General features: G+C 30.7%; 13 protein-coding genes and 1 tRNA gene. 10 read left to right on the plus strand and 4 right to left on the minus strand.

The window, feature by feature from the left end; genetic code table 11:
- Window positions 1-13: 13 nt before the first annotated feature.
- Genes era through AB6T46_RS01145 form a run of 3 tightly spaced genes read left to right on the plus strand, consistent with a single transcriptional unit; the run spans window position 14 to window position 3,106 of the window.
- Window positions 14-919, plus strand: coding sequence for a GTPase Era (era, locus tag AB6T46_RS01135; RefSeq protein ID WP_370932032.1), 906 nt, complete (start codon window positions 14-16; stop codon window positions 917-919).
- A gap of 12 nt (window positions 920-931) precedes the next feature.
- Entirely contained in the window at window positions 932-1,654 is a 723-nt protein-coding gene (recO, locus tag AB6T46_RS01140; RefSeq protein ID WP_370931617.1) for a DNA repair protein RecO, read from the plus strand.
- Window positions 1,655-1,690: 36 nt separating this feature from the next.
- On the plus strand, window positions 1,691-3,106 hold the full coding sequence (locus AB6T46_RS01145) for an MATE family efflux transporter (protein ID WP_370931618.1): 1,416 nt from the start codon (window positions 1,691-1,693) through the stop codon (window positions 3,104-3,106).
- On the opposite strand, the gene AB6T46_RS01150 is transcribed toward AB6T46_RS01145, so the two are convergent.
- Together AB6T46_RS01150 and AB6T46_RS01155 are read right to left on the minus strand one after the other, a co-directional pair.
- Complete coding sequence (locus tag AB6T46_RS01150) at window positions 3,103-4,290, minus strand: MFS transporter (protein WP_370931619.1); 1,188 nt, start codon at window positions 4,288-4,290, stop codon at window positions 3,103-3,105. The genes AB6T46_RS01145 and AB6T46_RS01150 overlap by 4 nt on opposite strands.
- Window positions 4,291-4,386: 96 nt before the next feature.
- Window positions 4,387-4,463 (minus strand) — tRNA-Arg (locus AB6T46_RS01155).
- Window positions 4,464-5,331: 868 nt separating this feature from the next.
- Between AB6T46_RS01155 and AB6T46_RS01160 the strand changes: the two genes are divergently transcribed.
- On the plus strand, window positions 5,332-5,484 hold the full coding sequence (locus AB6T46_RS01160) for a hypothetical protein (protein WP_370931620.1): 153 nt from the start codon (window positions 5,332-5,334) through the stop codon (window positions 5,482-5,484).
- 19 nt (window positions 5,485-5,503) lie between these two features.
- Here the strand turns inward: AB6T46_RS01160 and AB6T46_RS01165 are convergent, their stop codons facing one another.
- On the minus strand, window positions 5,504-5,635 hold the full coding sequence (locus AB6T46_RS01165) for a hypothetical protein (protein WP_370931621.1): 132 nt from the start codon (window positions 5,633-5,635) through the stop codon (window positions 5,504-5,506).
- Between the two features lie 309 nt (window positions 5,636-5,944).
- Here AB6T46_RS01165 and AB6T46_RS01170 point away from each other — a divergent pair, with 309 nt between their 5' ends.
- The 4 genes from AB6T46_RS01170 (at window position 5,945) to AB6T46_RS01185 (ending at window position 10,313) form a co-directional block, all read left to right on the plus strand.
- Window positions 5,945-6,673 (plus strand): MFS transporter, encoded by a 729-nt coding sequence (locus AB6T46_RS01170; RefSeq protein ID WP_370931622.1) that lies wholly within the window; start codon window positions 5,945-5,947, stop codon window positions 6,671-6,673.
- Entirely contained in the window at window positions 6,655-7,164 is a 510-nt protein-coding gene (locus AB6T46_RS01175) for a hypothetical protein (RefSeq protein ID WP_370931623.1), read from the plus strand. The genes AB6T46_RS01170 and AB6T46_RS01175 overlap by 19 nt, the downstream gene beginning before the upstream one ends.
- A gap of 1,920 nt (window positions 7,165-9,084) precedes the next feature.
- Window positions 9,085-9,330 (plus strand): hypothetical protein, encoded by a 246-nt coding sequence (locus AB6T46_RS01180; protein ID WP_370931624.1) that lies wholly within the window; start codon window positions 9,085-9,087, stop codon window positions 9,328-9,330.
- Window positions 9,249-10,313 carry an MATE family efflux transporter gene (locus AB6T46_RS01185; RefSeq protein WP_370931625.1) on the plus strand — a complete coding sequence of 355 codons (1,065 nt, stop codon included), beginning with the start codon at window positions 9,249-9,251 and terminating at the stop codon, window positions 10,311-10,313. The genes AB6T46_RS01180 and AB6T46_RS01185 overlap by 82 nt, the downstream gene beginning before the upstream one ends.
- Before the next feature lie 1,523 nt (window positions 10,314-11,836).
- Here AB6T46_RS01185 and AB6T46_RS01190 read toward each other — a convergent pair.
- Window positions 11,837-12,112 carry an XRE family transcriptional regulator gene (locus tag AB6T46_RS01190; protein WP_370931626.1) on the minus strand — a complete coding sequence of 92 codons (276 nt, stop codon included), beginning with the start codon at window positions 12,110-12,112 and terminating at the stop codon, window positions 11,837-11,839.
- A 352-nt stretch (window positions 12,113-12,464) separates the two neighbouring features.
- Here AB6T46_RS01190 and infA point away from each other — a divergent pair, with 352 nt between their 5' ends.
- Window positions 12,465-12,683, plus strand: coding sequence for a translation initiation factor IF-1 (infA, locus tag AB6T46_RS01195; protein ID WP_370931627.1), 219 nt, complete (start codon window positions 12,465-12,467; stop codon window positions 12,681-12,683).
- A gap of 46 nt (window positions 12,684-12,729) precedes the next feature.
- Window positions 12,730-13,425 (plus strand): nucleoside triphosphate pyrophosphatase, encoded by a 696-nt coding sequence (locus tag AB6T46_RS01200; RefSeq protein ID WP_370931628.1) that lies wholly within the window; start codon window positions 12,730-12,732, stop codon window positions 13,423-13,425.
- The last annotated feature ends 16 nt before the right edge of the window (window positions 13,426-13,441 follow it).

Genomic DNA, 13,441 nt, shown 5'->3' on the forward strand with positions numbered 1-13,441 from the left:
AGATAAAAAGAATATAAATAATCAATCAGATGTTGTTACACGTTCAGGATTTGTAGCCTTGATAGGTGCACCAAATGCTGGTAAATCTACTTTGATTAACCAGCTAGTAGGTGAAAAAATCTCTATAGTTACTCATAAGGTGCAAACAACCAGGCGTCTTATTAGGGGCATAGTCCAATATCAGCAAAGCCAAATTATTTTAGTAGATACACCTGGAATTTTTAAACCAGGTAAAAATCTAGATAAAGCTATGGTTTCTACTGCTTGGCAAGGAGTAAAAGATGCTGATATTATTTTATTATTAATTGATGCTGTTACAGGTATAACTTCTAATGTGGAAGAGCTTCTACAAGGAATTGTTAATAATAAAAAAAGAAAATTATTAGTATTAAACAAAGTTGATAAAATAGATCGTAAAAAATTATTAGCTTTAACTAATGAGTTAAATCAAAAAGTAAATTTTCAAGATACTTTTATGATATCTGCTTTGACTAGCGAAGGTTGTGAAGATTTAATTAAATATCTAGCTGAGCATTTACCTTTAGGTCCGTTTTATTATCCAGAAGATCAAATATCTGATTTACCTTTGCGCTATTTGGCAGCTGAAATAACTCGAGAAAAATTATTGTTGCGACTTCATGAAGAAATACCTTACGCAGCTACTGTGGAAACTGAAATATGGGAAGAAAAAAAGGATGGTTCAGTTAAGGTGCAACAAGTAATTTATGTGGAAAGACAAAATCAAAAAAGAATAATCTTAGGGCATAATGGTGAAACAATAAAAGCTATAGGTCAAGCGTCGCGTTTAGAATTATCTGAGTTTTTGAAGCAAAAAGTACATTTATTTTTATTTGTAAAAGTGCGTCCAAATTGGAGATCTGATGCTGAAAGATATAAAGAAATGGGGCTAAATTTGTAAGGGTTATTAAGTATGATTTGGCAAGATGAAGCTATAATTGTAGGAAAAAAGCTTATAGGGGAAAATCATATCTTATTAGAAGTGCTGACAAAGAATAATGGATTTTATAAAGGAATAGTATTTGGTGGAACTTCTAAGAAGAAACAACCGTTATTGCAATTGGGTAATTATGTTTCGTTAGATTATAAATGTCGAACAGAAGAACAACTAGGAAGTTTTACGGTAGAGCCAATTACTTATTTTTTTGGACAAATTATGTCTTCTGCTATTAATTTATATTACGTACAGTTGATAGCTATCTATTTACGTTGTTTGCCTGAGCGAGAAGCTTACCCGGTTATTTATTCATTATTTTTAACATCTTTTTCTTTTTTCGATAAGAAATATATATTAGGAGAATTTTTAGCTAGGTTAGAATTAAAATTATTAGAGGATTTGGGGTTTGGTTTACCTTTTTCAAAATGTGCAGTAACTGGTAAGAAAGAGGGTTTAACTTATGTGTCACCTAAAACTGGTAATGCAGTTTGTCAAAATATCGGGGAGCCATGGAAAGATAAATTATTTTTTTTACCAGAATTTTTATTAAATATTAATTTACGCCCTAAGTCTAATATAGATATTTTAAATGCTTTAAAAATAACAGGATATTTTATAGATAAATATGAATGGCAGAGACAGAAAAAACAACCACCAGATATTAGAGAAAAAATCGTTAAAATCTTAGCCACAAATTAGCAAGGACATTGACATAAATTTGACTATGGAGAAATTATGGCAGAAATTGAACAAATGAAAAAGACTTTTTCTAGACGTCGTAATTTAACGAGTGGACCTATTGTAAAGACGCTTATTTTATCATCTTTACCTACCGTGTTTGGAAATATGTTACAATCATTTAACGGTTCTATTAATGCTATGTGGATCGGACAATATCTGACTGAAAAAGGTTTAGTTGCTTCAGCTAATACTAACATAGTTTTCTTTATGGTTTTATCATTAGTATTTGGTTTTGGAATAGCTGCTACCGTATTAGTTGCACAATCTTTAGGTAAAAAGGATGAAGATGGAGCCCGGCAGGCTTTTGGGTCTGCTCTAGGGTTTTGCGTGGTTTTATCTGTAATTATTGTAATATTAGGAGAGATATTTTTAGATAATATTTTTCATGTGTTAGCCACACCAGTAGATGTGTTGCCTATGGCTAAAACTTATGCGCATATTATGCTTTGGGCTTTGCCTGCAAGTATAATTACTATAATGATATCTATGGGGCTAAGAGGAGGGGGTGACTTTGTTACACCTTTTTACTTTATGGCTTTTAGTTGTTTAATAGATGCAATTTTAAATCCATTATTAATAGCAGGATTATGGGGATTTCCGCAGTTAGGAATAGCTGGATCAGGTTTATCTACGGTAATCGCGTCTTATAGTAGTTTAATGCTTATGCTGTTTTATATTTCAAGACAAAAATCTTATTTAAGTTTTGATTGGGAGCATTTACATTATCTGTTGCCTAGAAAAGAAGTATTAATGTTTTTACTCACGCGCGGGATACCTATGGGCGCTCAGTTGATTTTAATGTCGGCTTCTGCTTTAATTATGGTTGCTTTAGTGAATGCTGAAGGGGTGATAGCTAGTGGAGCATATAGTGCTACTCAACAATTATGGTCTTATTTGCAAATGCCTGCAATAGGCGTAGGTGCCGCTGTTAGTGCTATGGTTGCGCAAAATATTGGAGCTGGAGCATGGGACAGAGTTAATAAAATTACTTACTCTGGAATAGCTTTATCTTTATTTGTCACTACTGTATTTTTATCATTATTGCTTATTTTTAATGATAAAATTTTATCATTATTTTTAGGAGGAATAAAAACTTTACAAGCTAATCCTGCAATAGCTATGGGGCAACATATTCAATTATGGGCTTCTTGGAGTTTTTTATTTTTTGGTGCTGCTTTAGTGTTTTTTGCGGCTATGAGAGCTAATGGTTATGTAATAGGACCTTTATTGATTTTATTTTTATCCTTTTTTCCAGTGAGGTTAACATTTTATTACATTAGTTACCCTTATTTAAAAGCTGATGCTATATGGTTAAGTTTTCCGGTTAGTTCATTTATATTAATGGTATTAGCTTATATATTATATAAATCAGGTGGTTGGCGTAAAAAATTGAAAATTGGTAAACATTAGTTATCTAAAGCTTTTTTTAATTTATTTGAAGTTAAAAAAAGTAATAACAATGCTGCTGCTGATGCAATAATGGCAATTAAAAATCCATATTGCGCGCCCATAAGATCAATTAAACGACCTGAAGTAATCGAACCTAGAGCTACTCCAATACCAATACCAGATCCTTCATAGGCAATTCCTTCAGTTAATTGAGCTGGTGGAGATATTTTTTCAACTACAGAAAAACAACAAATAAGTAAAGGCGCACATGCAAAGCCAGCTAAAAATAAAGCAAGAATTAATTGCCATAAACTATTAACAAATAGCGGTGGTATAGCTAGTAATAAAACTGCTATCGTGAATAACATAAGCTGTTCATTTAAAGGTTTTTTCCATTTTACCATACCAAATAATAAACCAGAAATAAGTGAAGCCACCGCATAAGCTACTAAAGCATAGCTAGCTTTAGCTGGATCTCCTATTTTATTTGCAAAAGCTACAGATACTAATTCGCATGAACTAATAATTGTCCCTACCGCTACGGTTATTAAAAATATAATTTGTATAGATGGCATATATATTAAAGGCTTAGGACTAATTTTTAAAGTATTTTTTATTTTGGGTTCGCTATTGGTTTGTAAACAAAACCATAAACCTCCAGTAGAAAGAAAAAATAGAGCGGCTAATAATCCAGCGCTAGAAAACATATTAACACTTAGATAAACAGCTAGAGCCGGTCCTATAATAAATACTATTTCATCTATTACTGCTTCAAATGAAAAAGCCGTATGTAGTTGTTTTTTTCCACGAAATATTTCTGACCATCTAGTTCTAACAAAAGCACCATAATTTGGTTTAAAACCCATTATAAAAACTAGAATAAATAAGATAAATAATGGACCATTTAAATATAGATTAAATAAAAATAATAATGATGCTAGTAAAGAACTTGTACCAAAAATTATTCCTACTCTACCTTGTCCATATATATCTGAAAAACGAGCAATAACGGGTGAAGAAAGAGCTAATGTAAAAGCAAATATACCAGCTATAATTCCAGGGATAGTATAATTACCTAGTTCTCTTTCTAGCATAGTGATGATAGATAATGTCATCATAGACGATGGCAATCTAGCTATTAGTCCTGCCATGGAAAAAGAAAAAGAGCCTTTTGAGGTGAAGATATTACGATATGTAGTAAACATTCACATAGCCTTTTTCAGTAACGGAACGAATTTATTCATTATTTAAAATTATAGTTATAACTAATAATATAAATTAAATGAATTTATATAAGAAAATGGCGCGCCCGAAAGGATTCGAACCTCTGACCCCCAGATTCGTAGTCTGGTGCTCTATCCAGCTGAGCTACGGGCGCTAACACTACTCTTGTTAAAGGTTTTTTTATACTTTTGCAAGATTATTGTAAAATATTCATCATTTTTCCCACAAATATTAATTTTATTAATTGTGACTTAATGGCTATATTATACAAAGATCAATATTTCCAAGGTCTTTTATAAGCTTAATCAAATATAAAACCCGTTATCCAGTAGGTTATAAAAAATGATATTATAAAAACCCCTATAGCTAGGGGGATAATACGACGATATTTAGTCAAAGTAGATGTCTCCTATATTGTACTATTCAAACCAAAGCACTACACTGGCAAAGACTTTACATACTAATAGAGTGCAGCGGATAGTAATTGCTTGCAACATATATTCTACCATGACTATAGATAATTTTAAATATTTTTCATTAATATTCTGATTTGAAAAATATATTTACACTAATAATTAAATCTATTGTTAGTAAATAGTATAAATATTAAAAGTATATTTTTTTATGTTATAAAAACAATTAATGAATATCAAAATTTATTTTGTTCTACAATATAGTTAATATGATCATCACCTTAGCTTATGTTGTTGCTATTCTTTATTACAGTTATAATTATATTTTTTAGTTATCATTTATTCATATCTAGGAGTTATATTTACTATACCAACCTAACAAACTAACGAAATAAGCAAGATAAGAAACATTAACATCGATTGTAATAAGTCAAACGGTCGAGAATGACATTAATAAAATCTAATTTAATATTCGTAACGCTTGGCGTAAGTGGGGACGGTAATGACTAAACTTGATAATTGTATTTATTTGCTGTAATTTATTTAGAATATAAAGATTAGATGTTATCAATATATAATTAGATACTTAATTATTAAGTCGTAATGAAATTGACGCTAAAGTTTGTAAGTGGTGATGGTAAAATAACAGAGAAAAATAAAAGAGTATTTTTGACAGTACAAGAGAAGTCAATACCACGAGAATTAGCTATTATTTACGCTACTTTTAAAATTTTGTCACGTGGAATAAAAGTTCAATCGTAGTGTTGTAATGTGTAGATTGTTATAGATGTGAACAAGACAAATAAACAAAATGAATAGGTAAATTAGTTGCCGTTACTTCTATTGTTGCTCTAGGTGTAACATTAATTAAAATAGCTAGAGCAATTCCGCCATAATCAGAGAATGTTAACATATTATGTTATGTTGTTAATATTTTAATTTTGCTGTTTGGTTAGGTTAACAGTTTTCGTTATTAGAAGAGGTAAATTTTAGTCAGGTATATTTTAAAAAACTTTTGATAGAATTTTTTATGGTGTTATACTAATTTTAATAAATAACATCGGGCGAAGTTCTATGTAATGTATATTGAAACTTCAAAGAAAACAATTTATCAATATTTCATCGGACTTAATATAATTTTCTCAAGAACCCTTGTTGTACGGTTTCGTCGCTAATGAAATGTTTTCTAAGTAGGGATTTTGTTAAAAAATATAGGTAAATAATGGAAAAAGATCAAAATCCTTTTAGAGTGAAAGCATATGCTCACCTGCTTTCGCTAAATATTTTATCGTTTGCGATAGCAATTACAGATTTCACATTAATATTGTCTATTCTGACGTATACTTTTGAAGTTAGTGCAATGGAAATTGGTTATGCTACTGCATTGTATGGCTTGCCAGGAGTAATTTTTGGGGTATTTATAGGTCGCTTTTCAGATTCCCGGGATCCATTTATTATCTTATATGCTTCAGTTTTTCTTAAACTAATAGTTGCTATAAGTCTTATGTTCGCTCCGAATGTATATTTTTTCATATTTATGGTATTCATTAAGGGGATCGCAAATACATTAGGGGTAGCACCAGGGCAATTTTTATTACGGGCAATCTTAAATGATAAGCAGTTAGTTGCAAACAACAGCTTTATGACGGTTGCATTCCAATTAACAAAGATTTTGGCTCCTTTAGTCACAGCTGCTATTATTTTATCAATGGGTATGAATTCGTTTCTTATATCAGTTTTACTATGCTTACTTAGTCTACCTCAAATATATTTTATTAAATTTTATCATAGACATATAGCAAAAATGAGGTCATCAAAAGCAAAGGCTAGTATCTTTGCACTATATTCTCTTTTACAACAAAAAAAAAACTATTTAAGTTTCTTTTTCTTACATCAGTGGTACAGACACTCGTATTATCTCTTTACGATTCTTTGTTTCCTCTTTTTTTAAGATCTGAAAGTTTCGCCGCTTCTGTATTTGGTATGGTCATAAGTTGTACTGCTATCGGAGGTATGGTTGCGGGTATAATTTTTCCAAAATTTTTTAAGCGTAAATATGCTCTTCATCTAACTTCATTTTCTTTATTTGGTTTTAGCTTGACTATTTTGATACCAGGAGTTTTAGCAATTAATGGATTTTCATTCCAAGTTTACTTTCTATGTTTATTGTGGGGACTTAACGGTTTTTTTTATACAGTTACTACGCTAGTATTTGGTACAACTGTGCAGATAGAATCTCCTATCGAGAGCATTGGAACTATTACTTCCAGTATAAGCAGTATGCAAATGGCACTATTGGTATCCGGTCCTATAATGGGTGCTATGTTATCAGAACTTACATCTATTAGTTTTGTGTTTATATTAAGTGGTCTTATTGGTTTGGTGTTTTCGGTATATTCAGCGGTACTAACTTTTCAGCATAGAATAAATGGAGTTTCTTAGAACGTAGGATTATAAAAGTTAGTAACAAGGCTTTCTAGACATTTGAAGACAAACTTCCTTTTATTTAGTTTAATTTTTGAAAGCGAATAGATAATGAAAAATATAATATTTTTTTAATGATTCTATGTGCGTCTTTAGCCTTATCTTTAAATATATAGGCGCAAAATATTGAGTACAACAATGCTTAAAATCATAGTTAGCAGAAAGTTATAGATGACGCTTTTGAAGGCTTAATAAAAGGCGCAATGCTCAGAGATATTTACAGGTGCTTTCATTGTAATCGTGATCGGGGTCTTTTTTACTGGTGGATTATGGCATTAGCAATTGGAGTGATCACTGGCACAAATATAATGCGTTTTCTTTGGAATCTTCTTATAGGATTAATTATCGAACGAGTTAGTGGAATAGTATAGAATGGTGATAGCTTAACACTAACAGTTATCGTGTTTATCATCTTAAATCTTACGCTATGGAAAAAAGTAAGTGTAAAAATTGTTTAAAATTATTATTTTTTAACTATACCAAAAGAAAATTTTTAAAATAGTACATATATAATTCTTAGTTACTAGAGTTTTTATTAAATTAACAACTTTTGTGTTGTTTATCTCTTTTTATGACATGGTTCTACTGAGGAAGGCAGCCCAGCTCAGGTTAATAGAATTGGACATATACTTTTTGTTTTAGAGCAAGCTAACTTTTTTCAAAATGTGAATTTTGTTGGTTTTGGTTCACATTCTTTAGTAGGAAACTTAAAAATTATTATGTTGTTCGGGGGAGCTAAAATTGGTAACTTTAAATTTATAGGACAGACATTGAACTAGTTGAGTATTATTAATTATAAGGAGTTAATAATATGGTATATAAACCACCGCAACCAGGAAAATCGCTTAAATATGATGTTATAGAAGCTTTATGACTAACAATAACTGGTGTAGCCAATTATTTAAAATAAACAAGAGTAACATCATCACGTATTTTTAATGGACATGCTAATATAACTCCTAACTTAGCAATATGTCTTGAAAAAGCAGGGATTAGTATATCTAGATATTGGTTAGCTATGCAATCAGCTTATGACTTATATGATGCAAAACTTTAAATTAATATTTCTCTTTTTTAACACGTGAAATAAAACAGCTATTTAATAGAATATATTGTAATAGTGTATTGAATATTTTTAAAATGGTAAGTTGATGTGAGATGATTATAGTTAGGTTAAAAGTAGCTCTATAATTTTTTTTTAGAATTACAAGAGCATTAAACTTATTTTTAATTAAAATAAACATATTTTTAGCAATCAAATTTTATTTTTTGGTGAAAAAAAGATAATAAAAAAGATTAAAAAGCGTTCAGCAAGCTTTTAAATTAATTTTAAGCTGTGTTTAATATTTAAATTTCTAAGAATAATTAAAATATTAAACTATTAGGGTTAAATTTATAATTATAAGCTAAGTGTGACATATATTATTAAAATAATTATTTAATAATATATCAATAATGTTTTATTAAAATTATTTGTTAGTTAAACTGGTTTATTAGGGTATTTAAGTGGTTTTTTGTTGCCAAAGATTGGTTTCCTAGGGGGTATCAACTCTTGTGTCATGAAATTTTTCAAAAACGGTGGTGGAAAATATTGAAAATGGAGATACCAGACGAACTAAGTCATGCTCTCGACGTTTTATCAACAACTGTAGTTGTTTGGGGACATAATGTCGTACAAAAAATGCGTGTGCTGAAGTGGACGGCTAGCGGAGCATTGCGCTTTTTTTAAGAATTGGGACTCGCCGCTTTGCGTAAAGAGTACTAATTATTCATTCTTTACTTAGGATTATAATGGCAGGCGCTGATGAAAAAAATTAATAAATTTTCTTTGAATGCTGATGACGTAACCGTCTTGTTACGCAAGAAGGATATCGCATCATGTTTGCTATGATGAAGAAATTGCTTGCACTTGGTATTCCTTTGGCTGTGGGGTTTGTTGCGCAAATGATGATTCCCTTCACCGATGCAGCTCTTGTGGCGCATTTGGGTGTTGTGGCTCTGAGCGGCACTATGTTAGCGCTCAGCCTGTTTTTAGTTTTGTTATGTTGCTGGGGCTTGGTATTATTACTGCCGTTGTACCAAAACTTGCAGAAAGCCATCAAAGGAAAGAGCCAGAGAATTTGAAAGCATGGTTTGATCAAGGCTTATGGCTTAGTGTGTTGATTGGTATGATCAGCATGGTGATTTTATTCAATACGGGGAATATTTTGCGTCTGTTTGGACAAGATGAGGAAATTGTTTATAGTGCGCAGGAGTATAATATGGGCGCTGCTATGGGGGTGGTGTTTTTCTATCTCTATGTAAATTGCCGTGGCTTAATGTCAGCAATTGGTAATCCAAAACCTTTAACTTGGGTTATGCTCGCGGCCATACCTTTGAATTTTCTTATTGCTTGGCCCCTTATTTTTGGTTTTAATTCCTTTTCCGGCTTGGGCGTTTTGGGTGCTGGAATTGCTAGTAGTATAATTCGTGTTTTGATTGTACTTGCTGCAGTAATGATTTTATCGCGTAGCTCTATTCTTCGCTCCTTGCGCTTTAATTATTGGTGGCCAAAGCTAGAGATAGCGCGTATAGTTAAATTACTGGTGATAGGCTTACCTATTGGTATACGTATTTTTATTGCGGAGGGGTTTCCTTCTTTTATAGCTTTTATGATTGCGGTTTATGGGGTAGAGGCTCTAGCAGCTCACAGCATTGGCATGCGTCTTGATATGTTGATTTCTGTCGTCGCTTTAGGGATATCTAGTGCCTCAACAACACTAGCCGCGTGGTATAGAGCTGATAATAATTCTGCGGCTTTGCAACAGCTGCGAAAAAGCGTTACCATATTTGCGCTTATCTATATTTTACTTTTATCGGGCGTGGTATATTTTTCTTATAATTTTCTTCTCACACGTATATTTGCTCTTTCAGACACTGCTGTTGTTGATTTTGCGTGGCATCTACTTCCGTTTGTTTTATTATCGATTGCATTTGGTATTTTAGGTACTATGCTTAATGGTATATTAGTGGGGTTGCTGGATACATTTTGGGCAACAATCGTGGTAACCGCTAGCTATTGGGGGATAGGTTTGGTGGGGGGGTGCACTACTAGCACAATTTTTTAACTATGGTTTTTTTGGCTATTGGCTTGGTATGATTAGTGCGAGTTTAATTGTTTCAATTTTTAATTATATGCGTGTGGGCGCTTTGATAAAACGTGACGTGTGTTAGCTAGGAGTCGAAAATGGATAAACATATACACCTGCACCTAGTAAAACACAACTATCTTTAATTAAAAGATATCCATATTTTACTTTCCAAACATCTAAATAGTTAACGAAATATTTGATTAAGGAAGAAGAAATACCTAAATCAGTTTTCTAAAAAAATATTTTAATAAAGTATTTGTTATACAATTTCTTCAACCACGGCAGTTACAGGAACTTTATATGTATTTTAACTCTATACTTTCATTTATTTCTATTTCCTCTAATGAAAGATTAGGAATGGAATTTTTAGTTATAATTTTATGTAATTTATGTTTAAATTTTCTGTACAGTATTCAGATGCGGATCTTTAGTATAAAATTTTAAAAGACCATTTCCAATTTTCTGTCTCGACGGATTTTCTTAATAATTTATAAAGGAATTTTCTATTTCACTTTTTAAAGTAAAATATTGGATAATAAATTTTTTTCCTAATGAACTTCCTGAAAGGAATCAGCAATTAGGCAAATACTTTTTATTAATAGATGTTAGCAATTGGTCAATGGTAGACAGTAGCAATAATGTTTACTTTTAAGCTTTTAGATTTTTAGAACATAGTAATAGGCATATCTATGATGTTTTTTTAATTTTAAATAATATTTTGCATTAGTTACAATTGTGTACCTATTATATTTACAACTATTTTTTTAGCTCCAGATAAATTTCTTTTATATCTTGGTTATTAATTTTGGTTTTAATATATTTATATTTTTTAATGAATTTAGGTAATGAATTGTTTTAAGCATTATGTTTGATCACTATCTCTTATAAGAGATAAATTTTTGTTAAGTTATACTTAATTATGATGTTTTTAGAGCGGGTAAAATTGGGGTGCTATTGTTATACCTGTGACTTGCACTCCCAATAAGACTCATAGAAAAAAGCTAGTAAAAGTTTTTTAATTTAATCTCAGAAAAATAGTATATTTCGTTTTACCTTGTTACCTCGCGTAGGACATTTCTACTGCGAGGATGGGTAAACTTAATTATTAAAATAATTAAGATCACTCTTAGCGTGTTTTGCTTAGTTTTCGCTAGCCTTTATTAAGGCGGCCAAAGATTCTTGAATTTCTTCAATTACTTTTACGGGTTCTGCACCATTTTTAATTTCTATTTTGAGTTCTTCTAGCATATCATCTATGGATTTACAAAATTGTGCAAAAATTTGTTGGTTCTTTTTTTAATATGCATGATAATCCTATTACATAATATAATGTGGGCATTATTTCATTTTATATGAAATAATTCAAGAATTTTTTTATATCCAATGTTTTATTCGGGTTTTAATGATCCATTTTAGTACATAATCTTTTATTTGATTATAAAATATTGTGGATAAATTGTAATTTTAGTCTTTTGCTGGGATGGAATTTTTTAGAATAGTTAAATTGCGTTTTTTACTTCTTGGTTTGCTTGATAAAATAAACTAATAAATTCTGTCTCTTCCGTTAAAAATGGAGGAATCTCCCCTAGAAATTTTATAATTTTTATTAATTCATCCGCTTTTATACTTCGTCCAGAATCTGAAGCTAGCAACATGCTTGTTAAGCTAGAAGGTAAGATACCTAGAAACTCTGCTAAATTTTTTTTGCTACCATGACCTTTTTCGGATAGCTTTTTATTAAGCCAGATTTTTAATTGTTTTATTTCCATATTCACATAGACTATCCATATAATAAGAAAATTAACCCGAAATAACGAAACATCTATTGAGATAATTCATTTTTACTGAAACATTTTTTATATTTGTGTCAAAATAAGACAAATTTTATGTAAAAGCAATATACTCCTATGACTTTTTATAAGCCAATTAATTTTTATTAATTAATTTTATTTTCAAGGTTTAATCTTAGAATAAAGAAGTTAGGGTATATTTATAAGAATTTGTTAGTAATTCGGTAATATTTTTGCGGAACAAGTAGTTTTTTTTAACATTAACTCTTATTATAAATAATAAAATATGTTATTAAGTAACCTCGGGGTTTAATTAAATAGATTAGATAGGGTATAAATGGCAAAAGAAGAAGTATTAGAATTTTCAGGTGTGGTTACCGAATTATTGCCTAATGCAATGTTTCGAGTGCAGTTAGAAAATGGACATGAAATTGTAGCTCATACTGCTGGACGTATGCGTAAAAATCGTATTAGAGTTTTGGCTGGTGATAAAATTACTGTGGAAATGACACCATATGATCTAACGAAAGGTCGCATTACATATCGTCATAAATAAGCTTCGCACTATCTTATCCTTATATTGATTATAGGAGCTTGAGAAGATGATTGAAGAAAAAAATAATGGTTTGCTAAAAAATAATAAAAAATTAATTTTAGCTTCATCATCTTTGCAACGAATTGAGTTATTAACACAAATTGGAATATCTCCAGATCACATTCACTCTCCTGCGGTTGAGGAAAAAGCTAAATTTTTTGAAAGTCCTTGGAATTTAAGTTTACGATTAGCTTGTGCTAAAGCTAAAGTGGCGCAAGCTAATTTACAAGAAATGGAGCATTTGCAGGGAGCAATAGTGTTAGCTGCTGATACTATAGTAGCAGTAAAAAGAAAAATTTTATTTAAGCCAACAACAAAAAAAGAAGCGTTAAATTGCTTGCGAATATTATCAGGTAGGACACACAACGTCTATACCTCTATATGCGTTATTGCGCAAAATAAAAAAATTTATTCAAAATTAGTAGAAACCAAAGTAACCTTTATGCCGTTAAGTGAAGAATATATTGAAAATTACTTAGACACTAATGAATGGTATTCTAGAGCTGGTGGTTATGCTATCCAAGGTCAAGCAGGTAAATTTGTTTCTTTTATATCTGGTTCTTATACGGGTGTAGTAGGATTGCCTCTTTACGAAACTGCTAAATTATTAGAAAAGCAGTTTTTTTTTTTAATTATAAAGATTTATGATATCTTGTTATTTCAACTGAGTATTTTTATATATTTTATTAGAACAAAGGTATGATATTCTATTATCATGC

This window comes from Bartonella sp. DGB1, from assembly GCF_041345015.1.
In the GTDB taxonomy this organism is placed as follows: domain Bacteria; phylum Pseudomonadota; class Alphaproteobacteria; order Rhizobiales; family Rhizobiaceae; genus DGB1.

Bases quoted from the DNA above. Each gene is read 5' to 3' on its own strand.
- recO (WP_370931617.1), top strand. From the start codon at position 932: ATGATTTGGCAAGATGAAGCTATAATTGTAGGAAAAAAGCTTATAGGG.
- AB6T46_RS01145 (WP_370931618.1), top strand. From the start codon at position 1,691: ATGGCAGAAATTGAACAAATGAAAAAGACTTTTTCTAGACGTCGTAAT.
- AB6T46_RS01150 (WP_370931619.1), bottom strand. From the start codon at position 4,290: ATGTTTACTACATATCGTAATATCTTCACCTCAAAAGGCTCTTTTTCT.
- AB6T46_RS01165 (WP_370931621.1), bottom strand. From the start codon at position 5,635: ATGTTAACATTCTCTGATTATGGCGGAATTGCTCTAGCTATTTTAATT.
- AB6T46_RS01170 (WP_370931622.1), top strand. From the start codon at position 5,945: ATGGAAAAAGATCAAAATCCTTTTAGAGTGAAAGCATATGCTCACCTG.
- AB6T46_RS01180 (WP_370931624.1), top strand. From the start codon at position 9,085: ATGTTTGCTATGATGAAGAAATTGCTTGCACTTGGTATTCCTTTGGCT.
- AB6T46_RS01185 (WP_370931625.1), top strand. From the start codon at position 9,249: ATGTTGCTGGGGCTTGGTATTATTACTGCCGTTGTACCAAAACTTGCA.
- infA (WP_370931627.1), top strand. From the start codon at position 12,465: ATGGCAAAAGAAGAAGTATTAGAATTTTCAGGTGTGGTTACCGAATTA.
- AB6T46_RS01200 (WP_370931628.1), top strand. From the start codon at position 12,730: ATGATTGAAGAAAAAAATAATGGTTTGCTAAAAAATAATAAAAAATTA.